Origin of the sequence: Streptomyces sp. 351MFTsu5.1, from assembly GCF_000383655.1 — a bacterium.
In the GTDB taxonomy this organism is placed as follows: domain Bacteria; phylum Actinomycetota; class Actinomycetes; order Streptomycetales; family Streptomycetaceae; genus Streptomyces; species Streptomyces griseorubiginosus.
The window spans coordinates 1-21,410 of record NZ_KB911794.1 but is presented as its reverse complement, the minus strand read 5'-3'; the positions used below and the strand labels follow the sequence as shown (position 1 = coordinate 21,410).

At 71.6% G+C, this 21,410-nt stretch carries 14 protein-coding genes; 9 read left to right on the top strand and 5 right to left on the bottom strand.

Going from position 1 to position 21,410, the window contains the following annotated elements; translation table 11 throughout:
* Positions 1-18: 18 nt before the first annotated feature.
* From H295_RS0133955 to H295_RS0133940, 4 genes are read right to left on the bottom strand one after another with little or no spacing between them, the layout of a single operon-like run.
* A complete protein-coding gene (locus tag H295_RS0133955; protein WP_020139813.1) occupies positions 19-657 on the bottom strand; it encodes a response regulator in 639 nt (212 codons plus the stop codon).
* Positions 647-1,897 carry a sensor histidine kinase gene (locus H295_RS0133950; protein WP_020139812.1) on the bottom strand — a complete coding sequence of 417 codons (1,251 nt, stop codon included), beginning with the start codon at positions 1,895-1,897 and terminating at the stop codon, positions 647-649. Before H295_RS0133950 ends, H295_RS0133955 begins: the two co-directional genes overlap by 11 nt.
* 25 nt (positions 1,898-1,922) lie before the next feature.
* Positions 1,923-2,657: an ABC transporter permease gene (locus H295_RS0133945; protein ID WP_020139811.1), complete on the bottom strand. Its 735-nt coding sequence runs from the start codon at positions 2,655-2,657 to the stop codon at positions 1,923-1,925.
* Positions 2,654-3,583, bottom strand: coding sequence for an ABC transporter ATP-binding protein (locus tag H295_RS0133940; RefSeq protein ID WP_020139810.1), 930 nt, complete (start codon positions 3,581-3,583; stop codon positions 2,654-2,656). The genes H295_RS0133945 and H295_RS0133940 overlap by 4 nt, the downstream gene beginning before the upstream one ends.
* A gap of 206 nt (positions 3,584-3,789) precedes the next feature.
* On the opposite strand from H295_RS0133940, the gene H295_RS0133935 reads away from it, so the two are divergent.
* The 7 genes from H295_RS0133935 to H295_RS0133905 all read left to right on the top strand — a co-directional run bounded on the left by H295_RS0133935 (position 3,790) and on the right by H295_RS0133905 (position 15,860).
* Positions 3,790-5,598 carry an ABC transporter ATP-binding protein gene (locus H295_RS0133935; protein ID WP_020139809.1) on the top strand — a complete coding sequence of 603 codons (1,809 nt, stop codon included), beginning with the start codon at positions 3,790-3,792 and terminating at the stop codon, positions 5,596-5,598.
* Positions 5,595-7,460: an ABC transporter ATP-binding protein gene (locus H295_RS0133930; RefSeq protein WP_020139808.1), complete on the top strand. Its 1,866-nt coding sequence runs from the start codon at positions 5,595-5,597 to the stop codon at positions 7,458-7,460. The genes H295_RS0133935 and H295_RS0133930 overlap by 4 nt, the downstream gene beginning before the upstream one ends.
* A gap of 28 nt (positions 7,461-7,488) precedes the next feature.
* Positions 7,489-9,231 carry an ABC transporter transmembrane domain-containing protein gene (locus H295_RS0133925; RefSeq protein WP_020139807.1) on the top strand — a complete coding sequence of 581 codons (1,743 nt, stop codon included), beginning with the start codon at positions 7,489-7,491 and terminating at the stop codon, positions 9,229-9,231.
* Positions 9,228-10,997, top strand: coding sequence for an ABC transporter ATP-binding protein (locus tag H295_RS0133920; RefSeq protein WP_020139806.1), 1,770 nt, complete (start codon positions 9,228-9,230; stop codon positions 10,995-10,997). Before H295_RS0133925 ends, H295_RS0133920 begins: the two co-directional genes overlap by 4 nt.
* Before the next feature lie 271 nt (positions 10,998-11,268).
* Entirely contained in the window at positions 11,269-13,323 is a 2,055-nt protein-coding gene (locus tag H295_RS0133915) for a M4 family metallopeptidase (RefSeq protein WP_020139805.1), read from the top strand.
* 285 nt (positions 13,324-13,608) lie between these two features.
* On the top strand, positions 13,609-15,273 hold the full coding sequence (locus H295_RS0133910; protein ID WP_020139804.1) for a M4 family metallopeptidase: 1,665 nt from the start codon (positions 13,609-13,611) through the stop codon (positions 15,271-15,273).
* A gap of 77 nt (positions 15,274-15,350) precedes the next feature.
* Positions 15,351-15,860, top strand: a complete 510-nt coding sequence (locus H295_RS0133905; RefSeq protein WP_020139803.1) for a DUF1990 domain-containing protein — start codon at positions 15,351-15,353, stop codon at positions 15,858-15,860.
* A 24-nt stretch (positions 15,861-15,884) separates the two neighbouring features.
* Here the strand turns inward: H295_RS0133905 and H295_RS0133900 are convergent, their stop codons facing one another.
* Positions 15,885-18,503: a glycosyltransferase family 1 protein gene (locus tag H295_RS0133900; protein ID WP_020139802.1), complete on the bottom strand. Its 2,619-nt coding sequence runs from the start codon at positions 18,501-18,503 to the stop codon at positions 15,885-15,887.
* Between the two features lie 297 nt (positions 18,504-18,800).
* On the opposite strand from H295_RS0133900, the gene H295_RS0133895 reads away from it, so the two are divergent.
* Both H295_RS0133895 and H295_RS0133890 read left to right on the top strand, forming a co-directional pair.
* The gene (locus H295_RS0133895) at positions 18,801-20,003 is read left to right on the top strand and encodes a S8 family peptidase (protein WP_028809999.1); all 1,203 of its coding nucleotides are present in this window, start codon (positions 18,801-18,803) and stop codon (positions 20,001-20,003) included.
* 216 nt (positions 20,004-20,219) lie between these two features.
* The coding region (locus H295_RS0133890) for a maltotransferase domain-containing protein (RefSeq protein WP_020139800.1) at positions 20,220-21,410 on the top strand (1,191 nt) is incomplete at its 3' end.

Here is a 21,410-nt window from a genome sequence, read left to right as displayed (position 1 = left end):
CGGTGTCGGGGCGGGGGGCTAGCCGAGGATCCCCCGCTGGTACGCCGTCGCTACCGCCGCCGCGCGGTCGTTGACGCCCAACTTGGCGTACAGGTGGGTGAGATGGGTCTTCACGGTCGCCTCGCTGATGAACAGCTCGCGGGCGATCTCCCGGTTGGAGGTGCCCCGGGCGACCAGGGTGAGGACCTCGCGCTCACGGGCGGACAGGGGCTCGTTCGCGGGTGCCCTGGGTGAGCGGACGGCGGAGACCAGCCGGGACGCCACCGCCGGGGAGAGGACCGTACGGCCCTCCGCGGCCGCCCGTACCGCGGTGAACAGTTCGTCGCGCGGGGCGTCCTTGAGGAGGTAGCCGGTCGCGCCCGCCTCGATCGCGGGCAGGGTGTCGGAGTCGGTGTCGTACGTCGTCAGCACGAGGATCTTCGCGCGGGCGGCCCTGCGGGTCAGCTCCCGGATGGCGTCGACGCCTCCCCCGCCCGGCATCCGCAGGTCCATCAGGATCACGTCGGGGTCGAGGGCCGCGGCCCGCTCTACGGCCTCGACGCCGTCGGAGGCCTCGCCGAGCACGGTGAAGCCGGGCGCGGAGGCGAACATGCCGCGCAGACCGTCCCGTACCACGGGATGGTCGTCGACGATCAGCAGCGAGATGTCAGCGGTCATGGCGGACCAACGGTACGCGAGCCGACAGCGCGGTGCCGTTGCCCGGTTCGGACTCGACGGCGAGCGAACCGGCGATGCGTTCGGCCCGGGCCCGCATGCCGTCGAGGCCGAAGCCGCCGGCGTGGGTGCGGGCGGGCAGGGCGAGCGGGTCGAAGCCGCGTCCGTCGTCGCGGATGTCGAGGATGACCTCGTCGGTCAGGAAGCTCAGGGTGACGCCGACGCGGCCGGCGTGCGCGTGCCGGGCCGCGTTGGACAGGGCCTCCTGGGCGATCCTGAGCAGGGTCGCGGAGACCTCGTCGTGCAGCTGCTCGGCGGTGCCGGTGACGGTGAACTCGGCGCGCACACCGGTGCGTTCGCCCCATTCGGTGACCGTCTGCTTGAGCGCCTCGGGCAGTCCCGCGTCGGCCAGCGCGACCGGGGCGAGGTTGTGGACCGACCGGCGGGCCTCGCCGAGGCTGTGCCGGGCGAGGTCGATCGCCCGGTGCACATGCTCGCGGGCCTGCCCCTCGTCGGAGGTGTTCGCGACGACCTGGAGCTGGGCGATGATCCCGGTGAGGCCCTGGGCGAGGGTGTCGTGGATCTCGGCGGCCAGCCGGCGGCGCTCGTCGGCGACCCCGGCCTCCCTTGCCTGGACGAGGAGTTGGGCGTGCAGGGCGGCGTTCTCGTCGAGCGCCTGCTGGAGCGCGGTGTTGGTGCGCTCCAGTTCGGCGATGGTCTCGGCCTGGAACCGGGCGCGATCCTGCTCCTGCAACGCGAACCGGGTGAACACGCTGACCAGGCCCATGTTGAGGCCCAGGACGAGGAAGAACCCGACCCACAGGAGCGTTCCGCGGGGCGGCATGCCGCCGACCTCGCTGCCGGCCATGGTGATCGCGGTCAGGAACAGACCGGGCATCACCAGCCGGCGGGGCAGCTCCCGGCCTGCGGTGTAGTAGCCGGTCACCGCGTAGAAGGCGAAGAACGGGTTGAGCCAGGTCAGCACGAACCCGAGGGCCCAGCGCAGGAAGTAGAGGCACACCCCGGTCCGGCTCGGGCCGGGCTCGCTCCGCCGCACCCTCCCCCACCACACCTGGACGAGCACGCCCGCGACGACCAGGACCGCGGAGACGGCCATCGCGGACGGGCCCATGCCGACCGGGCGGGCGGAGACGGCCGCCGCCACGACACCGGCGGCCAGCAACGCGTAGGGCCCCCAGGTGTCGAAGGAGGCCCGGGGCTCGAAGGGCCCTGTGGTGGTCATGGCCCCAGTGTCCGGCACGGCCGCCTCACTCCCAGCGGAACCAGCGTGACGCGGCGGCCGTCAGCAGCAGCGTCCAGATCGCGAGCACGCCCAGGTGGGTCCAGCCCGGCCAGTGTCCTGCCGCGGCCCGGTTCAGCGCCTCGGCGGCCGCTCCGAAGGGCGTCCAGCCGACGATCCGGGCCAGCAGGTGCGGCATGGTCTGCACCGGCGCCCACACACCCGCGCAGAACATCGCCGGGAAGAACACGGCCGAGCCGATCGCGCCGGCCATCTTCGTGGTCCGGGACAGCGCCGAGACCACCGCGCCGAGCGCGAGGGCGGCGAGCACGGCGAGGACCAGGGCCAGCAGGTATCCCGCGGGCTGCTCGGGCAGTCGTACGGCGAAGCCGACCCGCCCGACCGCGAGGGCCAGCAGTCCCGACGCCAGGGCGGCACCGCCGTAGACCGTCATCTGCGCGACGAGCAGGGCGGCCGGGCGGACCGGGGTGGTGGACATGCGGCGCAGGATGCCCCGCTCGCGGTAGCCGGTGAGGGTCTGGGGCATCGACTGGAGGCCGCCGACGATCATGCCGAGGAGCACGGCCACCGGGACGTACACGTCGATGGTGCGGAGGCCGCCGAGGTCGGGGTCGTGGTGCCGGAAGGACGGGACCGAGCCGAGGATCACCAGGAGCAGGGTGGGGAACAGCAGGATCCAGAAGAGGGCGCCGGGTTCGCGGCGGAAGAGTCGGACCTCGGTCCGCAGTACGGCGGTGTTCATGCCGTGGCCTCCTGGGTGTCGGTCGTCGTGTCGGTCTTCGTGAGGTCGAGGAACGCGTCGTCGAGGGTGGCGTCGAGGACCCGCAGCTGGTGGGCGGTGACGTGCCGGCGGGCGAGCAGGGTGATGACGGCGTTCACCGTCTCGTCGGTGCCGGACAGGGTGAGCCGGCCGTCCCGGTCCTCGACCGAGGCGAGCGCGGGCAGGGTGTTCAGTTCGTGCGCGTCGAGCGGCGCGGAGGGGGTGAAGCTGATGACCGTGCCGCCCGCCGACCGCCGGATGAGCCCGGCCGGGGTGTCCAGCGCGGCGACCCGCCCCTTGTCGATCACGGCGATCCGGTCGCAGAGGCGCTGTGCCTCCTCCATGAAGTGGGTGACGAGCAGCACGGTCACACCGTTCGCGCGGACGTCCTCGATCAGCTCCCAGGTGTCACGGCGGGCCCGCGGGTCGAGACCCGTGGTCAGCTCGTCCAGGACGACGATCCGCGGGTTGCCGACCAGGGCGAGCGCGATGAACAGGCGCTGCTTCTGACCGCCGGAGAGCTTCCCGAACCGGGTGGTGAGCTTCTCGGTCAGCCCCAGGCGTTCGGCCAGCGGACGCCAGTCGAGGGGACGGTCGTAGAAGGTGCTGTAGAGCTCCAGGGCCTCGCGGACGGTGAGCTTGGCCTGGAGTTCGCTCTCCTGGAGCTGGGCGCCGAGGACGCGGGCCACGCGCGCGTGGTCGGCGACGGGGTCGAGCCCGGTGACCCGGACCCGGCCCCCGTCGGGGATCCGCAGCCCCTCGACGCACTCGACGGTGGTGGTCTTGCCGGCGCCGTTCGGGCCGAGAATGCCGAAGATCTCGCCCTCCTCGACGGCGAACGAGACACCGTCGACGACGGGCCGGCCCCCGTAGGACTTGCGCAGTTCACTGACTTCGATGACGGACATGGCATCAGCGTCCCGGGCGGGGGCCTTGTGCCACATCGCCCGTCGCGCTCGAAGCGGCATCAACCGATCGGTGGATGCGGGGCTACGACCCTCCCGGCGCCTCCTGTACGACCCCTCGAACACGCAGGTCGTAGGTCCATCGGCGGATTCCGGTCCGGCCAAAACTCGGTGGGCGTTGTCAGTGCCGGTCCGTAGGCTCGCAGCTGATGTCCACGACACATGCACCCACCAAGGACCGATCGGCCGCGCGGACCCTGCTGCGCCTGTGGCCCTATGTCCGGCCGGTTCGCGCGCGGCTGTTCACCGCCGCGTTCGTCGCGATACTCGCCTCGTGTACCGGGTTGGTGATCCCGCTCGTCCTGAAGTGGCTGGTGGACGGTCCGGTCGCCGACGGGGACACGGCGGGTGTGTGGCTGGGTGCGCTGTACCTGCTGCTGCTCGGGCTCGCGGAGGCGCTGCTCTTCGGTCTGCGGCGGTGGCTGGTCGCGAGACCCCTCTCGCACGTCGAGGCGGAGATGCGGGCGGGCCTGTACCGCCGCCTCCAGCGCCTCCCGGTGGCCTTCCACGACCGCTGGGCCTCCGGCCAGTTGCTGTCCCGGGCCACCACCGACCTCATGCTCCTGCGCATGTTCCTGGCCTTCCCGCTGACCTTCCTGCTGGTCAACGGCGTGACGATCCTCGTCGGCGTGATCATCATGCTGCTCCAGGACTGGACCCTCGGACTGGTGATCCTGGGGCCCGCGATCCCCGTGGTGGTCACCTGCGTGATCTTCGAGAAGCGGTACCACCATGTGGCACGGCTCGCGCAGGACCAGGTCGGCGATCTCACCACGGTCGTCGAGGAGAGCGTGCTCGGCATCCGCATCATCAAGGGCTTCGGACGGCACCGGTCGCAGGCGCGGGCCTTTCGCGACCTGACGGGGAAGCTCCGGGGAACCGAACTGCGCAAGGCGCGGCTGCTGGCCACGATCTGGGGTGTCATCACCACGCTCCCGGAGGTGGCCATCGGGGCGGCGCTGGTCCTGGGCTGCGTGCAGGTGGCGGACGGGGAGTTGTCGGCGGGCACGCTGGTGGCGTTCCTGTCGACGGCCCTCGCACTCAGGTGGCCCGTCGAGTCGATCGGCTTCCTGCTGGCGATGAGCCAGGAGGCGGCGACGGCGACAGAGCGCTATTTCGAGGCCATGGACGAAACACCGGAGCAGGAAGACGCGCCCTATAGGGGCGCGGGGAACGGCGCGACAAGCCCCCACGCACCCGCAGCCGACAACGATGGCATCCGGTTCCACAACGTCCGTTTCCGCTACCCCGACGCCCCCGGGGACTCCGCGCCCATCCTCGACCTGATCGACCTCCACATCCGCCCCGGCGAATCGATGGCCCTCGTAGGGGCAACGGGCAGCGGCAAGACGACCCTCACCGCCCTCGTCCCCCGCCTCCACGAACTCACCTCGGGCCGCATCACCCTGGACGGCGAGGACATCACCGCCATGCCGAGAGAATCGCTGCGCGCGCTCGTGGCCGTGGCCTTCGAGGACCCCACCCTCTTCTCCACCAGCGTCGCCGACAACGTCCTCATGGGCCAGGACGCACAGGAACTGGACCGAGCCCTCTCCGTGGCCCAGGCCGACTTCGTGCACGCCCTCCCGCAGGGCGCCGACACCCAGGTCGGCGAGCAGGGCCTGAGCCTCTCCGGCGGCCAGCGCCAGCGCATCGCCCTCGCCCGGGCGGTCGTGGGCAGGCCGAGGTTCCTCGTCCTGGACGACCCGCTGTCCGCCCTGGACGTGCACACCGAGGCCGCCGTGGAGGCCGCCCTGCGGGACGTCCTGGCCGACACCACCGCGCTGATCGTCGCCCACCGCCCCTCCACCGTGCAGCTCGCCGACCGGGTCGCACTGCTGTCGGAGGGCCGCATCACGGCCGTCGGCAGCCACCACGAACTCCTGCGCAGCAACGCCGAGTACGCCCATCTGATGTCCGGGTCCGGGGACTCCGGGGAAGGGGAGGACGCCCGATGACGGCCCCCACCACGTCCGCGCCCACCACCGCGGACGAAGAGCCGCGACCGCCCGGTCAGGAGCGCGCCGACGCGGCGTTCGACGAGGACCGGCTGCCCGCTCCCCCGCGCGCGACCGCCCTCCTGCTGCGCTCGCTGCTCGCCCCGATGAAGTCCCGGGTCACCGTCACGACCCTCCTGCTGCTGCTCCAGCAGGCGGCCGTGCAGGCGGGCCCGCTGATCGTGGCGTACGCCATCGACCGGGCCGTGCCCGCGTTCCGGGACCACGACCACGGCCCGCTGATCGCGGTGGGCGTCGGCTATCTGCTGTGCGCGCTGGCCTCCGGCGCCCTCCAGTACGCGTTCATCCTGGCCTCCGCCCGCGTCAACCAGGACGTCCTGCTCGACCTTCGCGGCCGGATCTTCCGGCACGCGCAGGCGCTGAGCATCGACTTCCACGAGCGCTACACCTCGGGGCGGCTCATCTCCCGCTCGACGACGGACGTCGAGTCGCTGCGCGAACTCCTGAACGAGGGCCTCCAGGAGCTCGTCACCGTCGTGCTGTCCTTCCTGTACATCTCCGCGCTGCTGCTCTGGCTGGACCTCGGGCTCGGCGCGGTCGCGGTGGCCTCCTTCGTGCCGCTGTACGGGCTGGTGCGGGTCTACCAGCGCCGCGCGGGCCGGGTGTACGGGAAGCGGTCGACCGCGATCGCCGCCGTGATCGTGAAGTTCGTGGAGACCATGAACGGCATCCGCCCGGTGCGCGCGTTCCGCCGCGAGGCCGCCAACGACGCCGACTTCGCCGTGCTGAACAAGCGGCACGAGCGGGTCAACGGCGACGCGCTGCTGGAGATGGCCCGCTATGTCGTCGGGTCCCGGGTGGTCGCCAACGCGGCCGTCGCGGGGATCGTGCTGTGGGGCGCCTACCGGGTGGCGCAGGGCTCGCTGGAACTGGGGGTGCTGGCGGCCGCGGTGCTGTACCTGCGGCGGCTGTACGACCCGATCGACCGGCTCGGGATGTTCCTGAACTCCTACCAGTCGGCGGCGGCCTCGCTGGAGAAGATCGCGGGCCTGCTCGCCCAGACCCCGACCGTGCCGGAGCCGGCGGCCCCCCGGCCGCTCCCCGCGCTGGAGTCCGCGGACCGTCCCGGCCGCGAGGTCGTCTTCGAGGGGGTCTCCTTCGCGTACCGCACCGGCGGCGAGGTGCTGCCCCGCTTCGACCTCACGCTCCCCGCGGGACAGACCGTCGCGGTGGTCGGCTCGACCGGCGCCGGGAAGTCGACGCTCGCCAAGCTCCTCGCCCGTTTCTACGACCCCTCCGAGGGCCGCGTCCTGCTGGACGGGGTGGACCTGCGCGAGCTGGCCGTGCCCGAACTGCGGCGCGGGGTGGTCATGGTGACCCAGGAGGCGTTCCTGTTCTCCGGCACGGTCGCCGAGAACATCGCGATCGGCCGGCCCGACGCGAACCGCGAGGAGATCGAGCGGGCCGCGAAGGCGATCGGCGCCCATGACTTCATCAGCGCCCTGCCCGACGGCTACGACACGGACGTCCGCAAGCGCGGTGGCCGTATCTCGGCCGGGCAGCGCCAACTCGTGGCGTTCGCGCGGGCGTTGCTGGCCGACCCGGCGGTGCTGATCCTGGACGAGGCGACCAGTTCGCTGGACATCCCCGGCGAGCGGGCGGTGCAGCGGGCCATGGCGACGGTCCTGAAGGGCCGTACGGCGGTGGTGATCGCGCACCGGCTGTCGACCGTGGAGATCGCCGACCGGGTCCTGGTGATGGAGCACGGCCGGATCGTCGAGGACGGCACACCGGCCGAACTCGTCGCCGGCACCGGCCGGTTCGCTGATCTGCACCGGGCCTGGCGGGACAGTCTGGCGTGAGCCACCACATGCGGGAGCGGGGGGACCAGTGATCGACGCGTACGAGGACCCGGGCACGGCGGACGTCCGGGGCGGCTGGCGGTATCTGTGGTGGCTGGTGCGCTGCCAGCCGGGGCGGTCGGTGGCCGGGGCGCTGCTGGGCAGCACATGGATGGTGCTGCTGGCGGCGACGCCGTACCTGATGGCGAAGGCGATCGACGAGGGCCTGGAGCCGGGCGACTGGCCGGCGCTGTCGGGCTGGTGCTTCGCGCTGTTCGCGGTCGGTTCCTTCAACGCGTGGCTCAGCATCATGCGGCACCGCACGATGACCCGGGTGCGGATGGACGCCAACTTCCGCACGGTCAAGGTGGTGGTCGGGCAGGCGGTCCGTCTCGGGGCCGCGCTCTCGCGCCGGACCGGGGCCGGGGAGGTCGTCACGATCGGTGTGGGCGACGTGCAGACGATCGCCCAGGCCCTGACCGTCGTCGGCCCGGGCGTCGGAGCGTGCGTCGCCTACCTCACGGTCGCCGCGCTGCTGGTCGCGGTCTCCCCGGTCCTCGCGGCCGTGGTCCTCCTCGGCATCCCGGCGATCGTCGTCCTCGTGGGCCCGTTCCTGTCGCGCCTCCAGGGCGCCGAGACGGAGTACCGCAACCGCCAGGGCGTCCTCACGGCCCGTATCGCCGACCTCGCGGGCGGCCTGCGCGTGCTCAACGGCCTCGGCGGCAAGTCCCTGGTCGCCGACGCCTTCCACCGCGACTCCCAGCACCTGCGCGCCCAGGGCTACCGGGTCGGCGCGGTCACCAGCTGGGTCCAGGCCCTCGGCGTGGGCCTGCCCACCCTGTTCCTGGCCGTCGTCACCTGGCTCGCGGCCCGCCTGGCCGCCCAGGGGGACATCACCGTGGGCGAGTTGGTGGCGGTGTACGGCTATGTCGCGGTGCTGGTCGGCCCGGTGGCGTTCTGGGTGGAGTGCGGGTACCAGCTGAGCCGGGGGGTGGTGGCGGCGCGCCGGGTCGTCGACTTCCTGCGTCTGGAGCCACTGGAGGACAAGGGCACGAGGGACGCCCCGGCGGAGCCGTCGGCCCTGCACGACCCGGAGTCGGGCGTGACCGTCCTCCCGGGCCGCCTGACGGCCCTGGCCTCGGCACACCCGGCGGATTCGGCGAGGGTCCTGGACCGCCTGGCCCGCTACACGCCGTCGAGGGCGACCTGGGCCGGAGTCCCGCTGGACGAGATCCGACTCCCGCAGATCAGGGAGCAGATCCTGCTGGCGGACCATGAGGCGGACTTGTTCGCTGGAACTCTGGGCGAGATGATCGCGCCCCACAGGGGCGCGGGGCTGCATCGATCTGCGGCTCCGCCGCGGGGCGCGACAAGCCCCCACTCGGCCGCAGCCGCCCTACACGCAGCCGTGGCAGACGACATCGCGCAAAGCCTCCCCGACGGCCTCGACTCACAGATGGACGCCCAGGCCCGCAACCTCTCCGGCGGCCAACGCCAACGCATCCGACTCACCAGAGCCCTCCTCGCGAACCCGGAGATCCTCCTTGCCGTAGAACCCACTTCCGCCCTGGACGCCCACACGGAGGCTCTGGTCGCCGAACGTCTCAAGGGCGCCCGGGAAGGCCGTACGACAGCCGTCACCACCACCTCCCCCCTCGTCCTGGACCACGCCGACACCGTTCTGTACCTCGTCGACGGCAAGCTCGCGGCGTCCGGCACCCACCAGCAACTCCTCACACAGGAACCGGGATACCGCGCCCTGGTCGCACGAGACGTGGAGGTCATGAAGTGAGCAGGGCCCACCTCCCGGTCGCCGACCGGGCCGCCGTCCGGGGCGCCTCCGTACGCCTGGTCCGCAAGGACACCCGCGCCTTCACCGCCGTCCTCGCCCTGAACGCGGCCGCCGCCCTCACCGGCCTCGCGGGCCCCTGGCTGCTGGGCCGGATCATCGACGAGGTGCGGGCCGGGAGCGGAGTGGCCGCGGTGGACCGGCTCGCGGCCGTCCTCGTGGTGTGCGCGAGCGTCCAGCTGCTCATCGCCCGCTGGGCCCGCTATGTCGGCCACCGCTTCGGCGAGCGCACCCTCGCCCGGGTCCGCGAGGAGTTCGTCGACCGCACCCTCGCCCTGCCGGCCAACGTCGTGGAGCGCGCGGGCACGGGCGACCTGACCGCCCGCGGCACCGCGGACGTGGCGACCGTGGGAACGACTCTCCGCGACGCGGGCCCCGAACTGCTCATCAACGCCGTGCAGTTCCTCTTCCTGCTCGGCGCGGTGTTCTTCCTGAACCCGCTGCTGGGCGCGGTCGGCGTGTTCGGTCTGCTGCCCATCTGGTTCGTGCTGCGCTGGTATCTGCGGCGGGCGAGGGACGGCTATCTGGCCGAGGGCGAAGCCACCTCGGAGGTCGCCGAGATCCTCGCGGCCACCGCGTCCGGGGCCCGCACGGTCGAGGCCCTCCGGCTGGAGGAGCGGCGGGTCAGGGCGAGCCGGGAGGCCCTCGACACGGCCCGCCGCACCCGTCTGTACACCCTCTACCTGCGCAGTGTGTTCTTCCCGGTGGTCGAGGTGGCGTACATCCTGCCCGTGGCCGGCGTGCTCCTGGTCGGCGGCATGCTGCACGCACAGGGCGTGATGAGCCTGGGGTCGGTCGTCGCCGCCGCCCTGTATCTCCAGCAACTGGTCGGTCCCCTCGACCAGATCCTGGTGAGGGTCGAGCAACTACAGTCCAGCGGCGCCTCCTTCGCCCGAGTGGAGGGCCTCGCCGGAGCACCGCGGACCTCCGCCCAGGACTCCCCCACCCCCACCGACGACCGCATCGACGTCACCGGCGTGCGCTACTCCTACGGCCGCGGCGGCGAGGTCCTGCACGGCGTCGACCTGACCGTGCGCCCCGGTGAGCGGCTCGCGGTGGTCGGTCCTTCCGGTGCCGGGAAGACCACGCTGAGCAGGCTGCTCGCGGGCGTCGACGCGCCCACGTCCGGCTCGGTGACCGTCGGTGGCGTGCCCGTCGTCGGTCTCGGGCCGGAGCAGCTGCGCCGCCAGGTCGTCCTGGTCACCCAGGAGCACCACGTCTTCCTGGGCACGGTCCGCGACAACCTTCTCATCGCCGAACCCGGCGCGGGGGACGAGGAGTTGTGGGACGCGCTGGCCGCCGTGGGAGCGGACGGGTGGGTGCGGGAGCTGCCCGACGGGCTCGACACCGGGCTCGGTGCGGACGGTCGCGTCACGGACGGTCATGCCACGGACGGCTCGCAGGCGCAGCAACTGGCCCTGGCCCGGGTGGTGCTGGCCGACCCGCACACGCTGATCCTGGACGAGGCGACCGCGTTGCTCGACCCCACCACCGCGCGGCACACCGAGCGGGCGCTGGCCGCCGTGCTCGAAGGGCGGACGGTCATCGCGATCGCGCACCGGCTGCACACCGCGCACGACGCGGACCGGGTGGCGGTGATGGAGGACGGCCTGCTGACCGAACTGGGCACGCACGAGGAGCTGGTGGCGGCGGGCGGGGCGTACGCGGCGCTGTGGGGGTCCTGGCACGGAGGGCCGGGCGGCAGCTGACCTCAGCCGCGACACCCTGGCCCTCAGCCGCTACACCCTGCCCATGTGACCGCATATCGAACATGAACAACCGGACAACGAACTGTTTCCGGCCAACTTTCTGACGCGCCCCTGACAGACAGCGCAATCCACTGCCACTCTTCCCACGGCAACTTCACAGCAACCCCACAGCATCACTGTTCTGCGTACCTCCATGTTGTGCCCGGACGGTCGACCCACCGTCCGGTCTCCCCTGGCCGCGTGACCCGCGGCCGCGCAGAAGGAGTCAGTGTTGAGAGACAGTTCCTCCCACAGACGCGCCCCCCACGCCCCCCGCACCCTGCACCGCAAGGCCGCCGCCGTGGCCCTCGTCGGTGTCTCGGCCCTGATCGCCGCCGCCGTCCAGTCGGGCGCCGCCACCGCGGCCCCGGAGAAGGCCCCGTCGGCCGCGAGCAAGGCGATCCCGGGTTCCGAGTCCCTCAAGCTCACCCCCGCCCAGCGCGCCGAGCTGATACGCCAGGCGAACGCGACCAGGGCGGACACCGCCAAGGACCTCGGCCTGGGGGCCAAGGAGAAGCTGGTCGTCCGTGACGTCGTCAAGGACGGCAACGGCACCCTGCACACCCGCTACGAGCGCACCTACGACGGCCTGCCCGTCCTCGGCGGCGATCTCGTCGTGGAGACCGCGAAGTCCGGCGCGACCGAGGGTGTCGTCAAGGCGACCGCCAAGGCCATCAGGCCGGCCACCACGACCGCCGCCCTGCCCGCCGCCAAGGCCGAGAAGCAGGCGCTCACCCTCGCGAAGGCCGCCGGCGCCGACAAGGCGGACACCGACCGCGCCCCGCGCAAGGTGATCTGGGCCGGCAACGGCACCCCGACCCTGGCGTACGAGACGGTCGTGGGCGGTCTCCAGGAGGACGGCACGCCGAACGAGCTGCACGTCATCACGGACGCGGCGACCGGCGCCAAGCTCTACGAGTACCAGGGCATCGAGACCGGCACCGGCAACACCATGTACAGCGGCACGGTCACCCTCGGCACCGCGCAGTCCGGGTCGAACTACACCCTGACGGACACAGCGCGCGGCAACCACAAGACGTACAACCTCAACCGCGGCACCTCCGGCACCGGCACCCTCTTCTCGGGCCCCGACGACATCTGGGGCAACGGAGCCGCGTCCAACACGGAGACCGCGGGCGCCGACGCGCACTATGGTGCCGCGCTCACCTGGGACTACTACAAGAACGTGCAGGGGCGTTCGGGCATCCGCGGTGACGGGGTCGGGGCGTACTCCCGGGTGCACTACGGCAACGCGTACGTCAACGCGTTCTGGGACGACAGCTGCTTCTGCATGACGTACGGCGACGGGTCGGGCAACACCCACCCGCTGACGTCGATCGACGTGGCCGGTCACGAGATGACCCACGGCGTCACGTCCAACACCGCCGGGCTCAACTACTCGGGCGAGTCCGGCGGTCTGAACGAGGCGACCTCCGACATCTTCGGCACGGCGGTCGAGTTCTACGCCAACAACTCCTCCGACGTCGGTGACTACCTCATCGGCGAGAAGATCAACATCAACGGCGACGGCACGCCGCTGCGGTACATGGACAAGCCGAGCAAGGACGGGGCGTCCAAGGACAGTTGGTACTCCGGGATCGGGTCGGTGGACGTCCACTACTCGTCCGGCCCGGCGAACCACTTCTTCTACCTCCTGTCGGAGGGCAGTGGCACCAAGACCATCAACGGTGTCACCTACAACTCCTCGACGTCGGACGGCCTTCCGGTCACCGGCATCGGCCGGGACAAGGCGGAGAAGATCTGGTTCCGCGCGCTGACCACGAAGTTCACCTCGACGACGAACTACGCGGCGGCCCGCACCGGCACCCTCGCGGCGGCCGGTGAGCTGTACGGCACCACCAGCGCCGAGTACACGGCGGTCGCGAACGCATGGGCGGGCGTGGCGGTCGGCTCGCGTCCCGGCGGTGGCGGTGGCGGCACCTCGTTCGAGTCCACCACCGACGTATCGATTCCGGACAACGGGGCGGCGGTCAACTCGCCGATCACCGTGACGGGGCGTACCGGCAACGCGCCCTCGAACCTCGCGGTCTCGGTCGACATCGTGCACACCTACATCGGTGACCTCCGGGTGCAGCTGATCGCCCCCGACGGCACGGCGTACACGCTGAAGGCGTACGGCACCGGCGGCAGCACCGACAACCTCAACACCACGTACACGGTGAACGCGTCCTCCGAGGTCGCCAACGGGACGTGGCAGTTGCGGGTCCAGGACAACGCGGCCCAGGACACCGGTTACATCAACGGTTGGAAGCTGACCTTCCCGTAAGCCCAGCGACCCCGAAGTCAGGGCGCCGTCCCGGTGGTTCGAATCCCCGGGGCGGCGCCCTCTTTTTGCCATCCCATGACTGACGGTCTGTTGGCGCTTTGCCGAGGTCAACTCGCTTTACATGCCTGCAATATTCATCCAGCCGTCGATTTTCGGCCAACATCACTTGAGGGTCCTGACATGTACGCGCCTTGATGCCACGCTTCCTCACAACCGCCGCACAACTTCACAACCACCCCGGTGGGCAACCCCACGCCCCCCGGGCTCCCCCACGAAGGAGCTTGTGTGTCTCCCTTCTACGCGCGTCACAAGCGCACCACCCTTGCCATCGCCACCGCTGTCGCCGCCGGAGCCCTGCTCAGCACCGGCCTGACCACCGGCAGTGCCGCCGCCGCGACCCCGGCGGAGAGCACCGGCAAGGTTCTCGCGGGCGCCCCGGTCCAGCTGTCCGCGGCCGCGCGCACCTCCCTCATCAAGGAGCAGCAGGCCGACGCCACCACCACGGCCCGGAAGATAGGTCTCGGCGCCAAGGAGAAGCTGGTCGTCAAGGACGTCGTCAGAGACGCCGACGGCACGGTGCACACCCGCTACGAGCGCACCTACGACGGCCTGCCCGTCCTCGGCGGCGACCTCGTCGTCCACGAGTCGAAGTCCGGCGCCACCGAGGGTGTCTCCAAGGCGACGAAGGCCACCATCAAGGTCGCCTCCCTGACCCCGAAGGTCACCGTCGCCAAGGCCGAGACCCAGGCCCTGAGCGCCGCCAAGGCCGCGGGCTCGGACAAGACCGCCGCCGACGGCGCGCGCAAGGTGATCTGGGCCGGCAACGGCACCCCCGTCCTCGCCTACGAGACGATCGTCGGCGGCTTCCAGGACGACGGCACCCCGAACCAGCTGCACGTCATCACCGACGCTGCCACCGGCAAGAAGCTCTACGAGTACCAGGGCATCGAGAACGCCACCGGCACCGGCAAGAGCCTGTACTCGGGCACGGTCAGCCTGGAGACCACGCTGTCCGGCTCGACGTACAACCTGACCGACGCCACGCGCGGCAGCCACAAGACGTACAACAAGGCGCACGCCACCAGCTCCTCCGCGGGCACCCTGTTCACGGACGCCGACAATGTCTGGGGCACCGGCGCGGCCTCCAGCTCCACCACCGACCAGACCGCCGCCGTGGACGCCACCTACGGCGCGCAGGAGACCTGGGACTTCTACAAGGCGACCTTCGGCCGCAGCGGCATCAAGAACAACGGCGTCGGCGCCTACAGCCGCGTCCACTACGGCAACGCGTACGTCAACGCGTTCTGGGACGACAGCTGCTTCTGCATGACGTACGGCGACGGCGAGGGCAACGTCAACCCGCTGACCTCGCTGGACGTGGCCGGCCACGAGATGAGCCACGGCGTCACCTCGAACACGGCGGGCCTGAACTACTCGGGCGAGTCCGGCGGCCTCAACGAGGCGACCTCGGACATCTTCGGCACGGGTGTCGAGTTCTACGCCAACAACGCCAGCGACCCCGGTGACTACCTCATCGGCGAAGAGATCGACATCAACGGCGACGGCACCCCGCTGCGCTACATGGACAAGCCCAGCAAGGACGGCGGCTCGGCGGACTCCTGGTCCTCCTCCGTCGGCAGCAAGGACGTGCACTACTCGTCCGGTGTCGCGAACCACTTCTTCTACCTGCTGTCCGAGGGCAGCGGCGCGAAGACGATCAACGGCGTGTCCTACAACTCGCCCACGTCCAACGGCTCCACGGTCACCGGCATCGGCCGGGCCAAGGCGCTGCAGATCTGGTACAAGGCGCTGACCACGTACTTCACGTCGACGACCAACTACAAGGCGGCCCGCACGGGCACGCTCTCGGCGGCGTCGGCCCTGTACGGCTCCGGCAGCGCCGAGTACAACGCGGTGGCCGCGGCCTGGTCGGCGGTCAACGTCAGCTAGTCCCGGTGATCACAGGGCAATGACGGGCGGTACCCGGAACGAAGGCATTTCCGGGTACCGCCCTACTCTTGGGTCCCATGTCCTTCACGTACGACGACGTCGGCGCGACCCGGCGGAGCGGTTTCTGCCCGCCCGGCTTCCACCCCCTGCACGTCCGCACGCGCATAGGCGAGGGCCACGATGTCTTCCGGAAGGCCTCCGAGGCGGTCCTGACCTGGGAGATGCACCGCGCGCTGGGCGTCGGCATAGACGCCACGGCCGACCGGGCGGCCCCCGACGTGGACGTGACGGTCACCCTGGCGGGCGTCATCAAGGCCCCCTGCCGGGTGGTCTGGACGGTCGAGGAACACCGCCGCGCGGGCTGGGCCTACGGCACCCTCGCCGGCCATCCCGAATGCGGCGAGGAGTCCTTCGTCGTCGACCGCACGGGCGACGGCACGGTCTGGCTGACGGTGTCCGCGTTCAGCAGGGCCGCCAAGTGGTACTCCCGGGCGGCCGGCCCGGCGACCCGCGGCCTCCAGCACGCCTACGCCCGCAAGTGCGGGGCGGTCCTGCGCAAGCTGTGCGGCGGGGAGGACGCGGGCTGAACAGCCGGCCCGCGCCCCCGCCACTCACCGCATGAGCAACCCGGCCCCCTCCACCCCGTCCTCCGACGGCACCGCCACCACCCCCAGCTCCGCGCCCGACGCGAGCAGTCGGTGCGAGGGCAGGATGCGGATCGTGTAGCCGAAGGGGCCCGTGCGGTCGAGGGACAGCGGGCCCTCGTAGACCCAGCGGCCCTCCGGGTCCGGGCCGCCCACCGGCTTCAGGGGGACCGTCGTGGCGTCCGCGATGCGGTCCTCCTCGTCCACGCGGCCGGAGAGCGCCTGGACCTCCACGTCGTCCGGACCGAGGGCGCCGAGGCCCACGTGGACCCGCAGGCCGAGCGTGGTGCCGAGTTCGGCGGTGGTCGTCGCCGTCGTGGTCTCCACGTGGTCGACCGTCACCCCGTGCCACTGGGCCCGCACCCTGGCCTTCCACTCCGCCAGCTCCCGTGCCCGGTCGGGGTTCATCGTGCGGTGGGCGTGGGCGGCGGGGGCGTAGAGCCGCTCCACGTACTCGCGGACCATGCGGCCGGCCAGGACCTTCGGCCCCAGGAGGGTCAGGGTCTGGCGGACCATCTCGATCCAGCGGTCGGGCAGACCCCCTTGGCCGCGCTCGTAGAAGCGGGGCGTCACCCGCCGTTCGAGGAGGTCGTAGAGGGCTTCGGCCTCTATGTCGTCACGGCGGTCGGGGTCGGTGCCGGCGCCGTCGGCCGTGGGGATCGCCCAGCCGAAGTCGGGCTGGAACCACTCGTCCCACCACCCGTCCAGGACGGACAGGTTCAGACAGCCGTTCAGGGCCGCCTTCATCCCGCTCGTCCCGCACGCCTCCAGCGGCCGCAGCGGGTTGTTCAGCCAGATGTCGCAGCCGGGGTAGAGCTTCTGCGCCATCGCCATGCCGTAGTCGGGCAGGAAGACGATCCGGTGTCGCACCCGCGGGTCGTCGGCGAACCGCACCAGCTCCTGGACCAGCCGCTTCCCGCCGTCGTCCGCCGGGTGCGCCTTGCCGGCCACCACGATCTGGATCGGGCGTTCGGGGTGCAGCAGCAGCTCCATCAGCCGGTCGCGGTCCCGCAGCATCAGCGTCAGCCGTTTGTACGACGGGACGCGGCGCGCGAATCCGATGGTGAGGACGTCGGGGTCCAGCACCCCGTCGATCCAGCCCAGCTCGGCGGTACCGGCGCCGCGCTGCCGCCAGGACGCCCGCAGCCGCTCCCGGACCTCGGTGACCAGCTGCTCGCGCAGGGTCCGGCGCAGCTCCCAGACGTCCTGGTCGGGAATGTCCCCGACGGCGTCCCAGCGTTCCGAGCCGCCGACGGTCAGGGCGTCCTCGGTGCGCTGGGCGCCGATCTGCCGGGCGCCGAGCCGGAACACCTCGGGGGCGACCCAGGTCGGGGCGTGCACCCCGTTGGTCACGGAGGTGATCGGCACCTCCTCGGGGTCGAATCCCGGCCAGAGTCCGGAGAACATCTCCCGGCTGACCTGGCCGTGCAGCAGCGAGACGCCGTTGGCGCGCTGGGCGAGCCTGAGGCCCATCACGGCCATGTTGAAGAGGTTGGGTTCCCCGCCCGGGTAGGTCTCCATGCCCAGCGCCAGGATGCGGCCCACGTCCAGGCGGGGCAGCTCGGCGTCGGGCCCGAAGTGCCGGGCGACCAGCTCACGGTCGAAGCGGTCGATGCCGGCCGGGACGGGGGTGTGCGTGGTGAACACGGTCCCGGCGCGGACGGCCTCCAGACCCGCGTCGAAGTCCAGCCCCTGGTCGCAGAGTTCGGCGATCCGCTCCAGACCGAGGAAGCCGGCGTGGCCCTCGTTGGTGTGGAAGACCTCGGGGTCGGCGTGGCCGGTCAGCCGGCAGTACGTCCGTACGGCCCGCACTCCCCCTATGCCGAGGAGCATCTCCTGGAGCAGGCGGTGCTCGCTGCCGCCGCCGTACAACCGGTCGGTCACCCCGCGTTCGCCGAGGCCGTTCTCCTCGACGTCGGAGTCCAGCATCAGCAGCGGCACCCTGCCGACCTGGGCGAGCCAGATCCGGGCGTGCAGCTGGGTGCCGCCGGGCAGGGCCAGCGACACCCGGGCCGGGGTGCCGTCGGCCTCCTTCAGGAGCGCCACCGGCAGCTCGTTGGGGTCCAGGACCGGGTAGTGCTCCTGCTGCCAGCCGTCCCGGGACAGGGTCTGGCGGAAGTAGCCGTGGCGGTACAGCAGACCGACACCGATCAGCGGTACGCCGAGGTCGCTGGCGGCCTTGAGATGGTCGCCGGCCAGGATGCCGAGTCCGCCGGAGTACTGCGGCAGCGCGGCCGTGATGCCGAACTCGGGCGAGAAGTAGGCGACGGCGGCCGGTAGTTCACCCGGATGGGCCTGGTACCAGCGCTCGCCGGAGACGTAGTCGTGGAGGTCGTCGGCGACCGCGGTGAGCCGGCGCAGGAACCGGCGGTCCTCGGCGAGCTCGGCGAGCCGGGCGGGGCGCACGCTGCCGAGCAGCCGTACGGGATCACCGCCCGACGCGGCCCAGTGCTCCGGATCGACGGACTGGAAGAGGTCACGGGTCTCCGTGTGCCAGGACCAGCGCAGATTGCGCGCCAGATCGCTGAGCGGCCGGAGGGGTTCGGGCAGGACGGGTCGGACGGTGAAGCGACGGATAGCCTTCATTGCCACCTCGTCAGGCGTGCGGAGGGGGACACACAGCGGTGTGGGTCCCGTCGTCACCCCTGACCGTATCCGTGCGGAGGGTCTCGTCACCACGGCGCCGTTCCGGATCGAACAGTCCGAAAATCGCCGCAACCTCCTCACCTCACCCCATGGCGGATATGGCCGATTCCACCCCCTCAGGCGTTCTTGTGGTACTTCACACCGCACGAGAGGCTTCCCCTGGCGTACCGGCCGGCGCCGGTGCACTCCGCGGACAGCGGGCTTCGGTACGCCGATCCGAGGAGGGGACGTCAGGCCATGGCACGGACGCGACATCGGCGTCTGCGCCGGCTGGGGGGATTGACCGCGGTGGGCTGTGCCGCCGCGCTTTCGGCCATCACCCTGCCCGCGCAGGCCGCACCACAGGGACGGATACTCGGCGCCGGAGAGCCCGGTTCCGTCACCGGGAGTTACCTGGTGACACTCAAGGGAGGTACCGAGGCACCCTCGGCGACCGGAAAGGGCCTCGCCGAGAAGTACGGGGCGAGAATCAGCCATACCTACGGCACGGTCCTGAACGGCTACGCCGTCCGCGCCGACGAGAGACAGGCCCGGGAGCTCGCCGCGGATCCCCGGGTCGCCTCGGTCGTGCAGGACACCCGGGTGACGCTGGAGGGGACCCAGAAGAGGCCGCCGTCCTGGGGGCTGGACCGTGTCGACCAGCCGGCGCTGCCGCTCGACGGGTCCTACGCCTGGCCGGCGTCCGGGGGCGCCGGGACGACGGTGTACGTGATCGACACCGGCATCCGGATCTCCCACCAGGACTTCGGGGGCCGGGCGCACTACGGCTGGGACTTCGTGGGGGACGACCGGTCGGCGGGGGACGGGAACGGGCACGGCACCCATGTGGCGGCCACGGTCGCCGGCGCCCGGTACGGCGTGGCGAAACGGGCCGGGGTGGTCGCCGTCCGCGTCCTCGACGACACCGGTTCGGGTACGACGGCACAGGTCATCGCGGGTATCGACTGGGTGACGCGGAACGCGCGGAAGCCGGCGGTCGCCAACCTCAGCCTCGGCGGCCGCTACAACGCGCAACTGGACGTCGCGGTCCGCAACTCCATCGCCTCCGGGGTGACCTACACGGTCGCGGCGGGCAACGACGGGCTGCCCGCCGGGCTCTACTCACCGGCCGACGTACCGCAGGCGATCACGGTCGGCGCGACCGACAGCAAGGACCGCCGGGCGGCCTTCTCGAACTACGGTTCCGCCGTGGACCTGTTCGCACCCGGCGTGTCGATCACTTCGGCGGGCTTCACGAGCGACACCGCGAGGGCGACGTGGTCGGGGACGTCGATGGCGACCCCGTTCGCGGCCGGCGCCGCCGCGCTGTATCTGGCCGACCACCCGAGGGCCACTCCGGCACAAGTCGGTAAAGCCCTGATGAAGACGGCCGTCACCGGGAAGGTGTCCGGTCGTGGGGCCGGTTCGCCGGACAAGCTTCTCCAGGTTCCGGGTTCTTAGCGGAAGCGTCCACCGACCGGTCCCGTTCGGCCAGAACGGGACCGGTCTTGTCTGGAGAGATACGAGTGAGTAGTTAACAAAGGGCCGGATTGCCCACCCGAATAGGGTGGGAAGGCTCCTCCGGTACACGGCTCAGGTAGGTTCGCTGAGACGCCCCGCAGGACCCCCTCCCCACATCCATCCGCCCACCCGAAGTTGACGCGGACAGGAGCGGTCATGCCCGCCACGCACCACTCGTCGGCACCCCCGACGACCAGCACCGAAGCCCCCACCCCGCGCACCCTCGACACCGGACCACCGCCCCCGGAGCGATCCTCCGCGGCAGCGGACCGGACTCCGGCCGTCGGGCGCATCCCCGTCCTCGACGTCCGGCCGGTCGTCCAGCGCGGCCGCCGGCCCGCCAAGGCGGTCGTCGGAGAGACGTTCGAGATCTCGGCCACCGTGTTCCGCGAAGGTCATGACGCGGTCGCCGCCAATGTCGTACTGAAAGACCCGGAAGGGCGCGTCGGGCCATGGGCCCCGATGCGCGAGCTGGCCCCGGGGACCGACCGCTGGGGCGCCCCCGTCGCCGCCGACGCACCCGGCCTGTGGAGCTTCACCGTCGAGGGCTGGAGCGACCCCGTCAGCACCTGGCGGCACCACGCCCAGATCAAGATCCCGGCCGGCATCGACACCGAGCTGGTCCTGGAGGAGGGCGCCCGGCTCCACGAGCGGGCCGCCGCCGGAGTCCCCGACGACGGGCGGGGCGGTGTGCTCCTCGCGGCCGTCCGGGCCCTGCGGGACGACACCCGGCCGGCCGCCGCCCGCCTCGCCGCCGCCCTGACACCGGAGGTGGACGCGATCCTCGCCCGGTATCCGCTGCGGGAGTTGATCACGGCGTCGGAGTCGTTGCCGCTGCTGGTGGAGCGGGAGCGGGCGTTGTTCGGCTCGTGGTACGAGTTCTTCCCCCGCTCGGAGGGCACTGCGGAGCGGCCGCACGGGAGGTTCCGCAGTGCGGCGCGGCGGTTGCCGGCGATCGCGGCGATGGGCTTCGACGTGGTGTATCTGCCGCCGATCCACCCGATCGGCACGACATTCCGCAAGGGCCGCAACAACACCCTGTCCGCGGGCCCCGAGGATGTGGGGGTGCCGTGGGCGATCGGCTCGCCGGAGGGCGGCCACGACGCCGTGCACCCGGATCTGGGCACGATCGAGGACTTCGACTGGTTCGTGCGGGAAGCCGCCTCGCACGGTCTGGAGATCGCGCTGGACTTCGCTCTCCAGTGCTCCCCCGACCACCCCTGGGTGCAGAAGCACCCGGAGTGGTTCCACCACCGTCCCGACGGCACCATCGCCTATGCGGAGAACCCGCCGAAGAAGTACCAGGACATCTACCCGATCGCCTTCGACGCCGACATGGAGGGTCTG